This is a genomic window from Chromobacterium haemolyticum, assembly GCF_002081825.1.
GTDB classification, from domain to species: Bacteria; Pseudomonadota; Gammaproteobacteria; order Burkholderiales; family Chromobacteriaceae; genus Chromobacterium; species Chromobacterium fluminis.
Genome location: NZ_MUKU01000076.1, coordinates 1 through 2,270, shown reverse-complemented (window position 1 = coordinate 2,270; position 2,270 = coordinate 1). Strand labels below are relative to the sequence as shown.

Genomic DNA, 2,270 nt, shown 5'->3' with positions numbered 1-2,270 from the left:
TTCGGCCTGCTTGAGAAAGCCAATGATCTGTTCTTCGGTGAATCTGCTCTTCTTCATGTCCGTCATTCTCCTTCAGTGACGGACTTCTCTCTACTTTTGATTGGTAAGGCCTAAGGGGAGCAGATCACAAGATCGACACCCAAAACCTGAGCATCAGCCGCGATCTGTCGGAAAAGTGGCAGCAGGTGCTGGATCTGCTGGCCAAAATCGTCGACATCCCCGCCGCGTTGATCATGCAAAAGCAGGCTCCGCGCATCAAGGTCTTCCTCTCCAGCCATAGCCAAGGCAACCCCTACGAAGAAGACGAACTGGCCGACCTCGACACCAGCCTGTATTGCGAAACCGTGATGAGCAGCCGCAAGGAGCTGCTGGTGCCCAACGCTTTGAAAGACCCTGACTGGGATCACAATCCCGACATCAAGCTGGGCATGATCTCTTATCTGGGCATGCCGCTGATCTGGCCCAACCAGGACATCTTCGGCACCATCTGCGTGCTGGACCGCGCGGAGAATCCCTATAGCCCGACCCACAAGCAATTGCTCAGCCAGTTCCGCTCCATGGTGGAGCGCGATCTGCATCAGGTCTACCACGATATGGCCAGGGAACAAGAGGACGCCATTTTGCGCGCGGACGAGGCCGAACGCGTTAGGCGGGAGTTCGAATCGCTGCGAGCCGGGGAGCAGAAAGCGCTACAGGCTTTGCGCGAAAGCGAGGAACGCTGGCACTTCGCGCTGGAAGGCGCTGGTGACGGCGTCTGGGATTGGGACGTCGCCGGCAACGCCGTCTTTCTCTCCACCCGCTGCCGGCAACTGCTGGGGCTGAACGATCGGGATACCGGCGCGTTCAAGCTCTGGCACACCGGCATCCACCCCGACGACCTGCCCGAAGTCCAGGCCGCGATCAACCGCTACCAGCGCCAGCCGGGAGGGTCTTTCACCTCGGAACACCGTTTCCGCTCGCAAAACGGCTGGATCTGGTTGCTGAGCCGCGGCATGGTGGTGGGCCGCGACGAGTTGGGGCGGCCATCACGCATGATAGGCACCTACTCCGACATCAGCCAGCGCAAGCAGGCGGAATCCGAGCTGCAACAGCTCAATAGCCACTTGGAAGACCGCGTAGCCAAGCGAACCACCGAACTCAAACAGGCGATGCAGCAAATCAGCATTGCGGAAAAACAGGCGGCGCTCGCCCGCATGGTCGCCGGCATGGCGCACGAATTGAACACGCCGATAGGAAATATTCTGCTCAGCGCCTCGGTATTGCACGCGGACCTCAAGTCCATCATCCACGTCGACGAGGCCAAGCAACTCTCGCGCGGCAATCTGCAAGCCTTTCTGCGTAAGGCGGTCGAAACCAGCGAGCTACTACAAAGAAACAGCGAGCTGGCCGGCGATCTGATCGGCCGCTTCAAACTGATCGCCTCCGACCAACTCAAGCAACCCAAGCGCGCGTTCAAGCCCGCTCAAACCCTTGCCCAATTAACTCGCTCGCTGCTGCCGCCCAAGCACTATCCCAACGTCCAGCTAACACTGGAAGCACCTCATGATCTGCAGATCGAGAACTATCCGGGCGCTTTGGAACAGCTTCTGTCCCACCTCATCGCCAACAGTCTTGCCCATGGCTTCGACGGGCACAATCGCGGCCGCATAGACATCCAATTGCAAGCGCAACAAGCAACGCTGCTGCTGCGCTATTCAGACGACGGCAAGGGCATTGCGCCGGAGCTGCAACACAAGGTTTTCGACCCCTTCTTCACCACGCAAATGGGACAGAGCGGCGTAGGGCTGGGGCTGGCCATGGTGCACAACATCGTACACACCATACTGAAAGGCGAGATTCGGCTAGACAGCGCACCCGGCCAAGGCGCGAGCTTCACCATCAGCTTTCCTCCCAACCAACTCTGAACCGCAAAGCAGATCCCCCCCAAACGCGCCAAAGCCCCGCAGAGCGGTAATGCCAGTCAGTTAAGACTTGCGGATGTAAATCCAGTAAAAAGGGGACATGTTCATCATGTTCCCTTTTTCGCTGCATGAGCCTACTACAACGCGCCTTACATGACACGCTGCCACACGCCCCTTCTCGGCTAGAGACATTGGCCGCATTGATTGACCCTGCCTGGATCGAGCAAGCACTCGCCGTTACCTGATCTGCTCCCCTTAGGCCTTACCAATCAAAAGTAGAGAGAAGTCCGTCACTGAAGGAGAATGACGGACATGAAGAAGAGCAGATTCACCGAAGAACAGATCATTGGCTTTCTCAAGCAGGCCGAA

1 protein-coding gene is annotated in these 2,270 nt (G+C 58.0%); it reads left to right on the top strand.

The genetic code is table 11. The features are described 5' to 3' along the window. Window positions 1-131 precede the first annotated feature (131 nt). A complete protein-coding gene (locus B0T39_RS24585; protein ID WP_081551361.1) occupies window positions 132-1,904 on the top strand; it encodes a GAF domain-containing sensor histidine kinase in 1,773 nt (590 codons plus the stop codon). The last annotated feature ends 366 nt before the right edge of the window (window positions 1,905-2,270 follow it).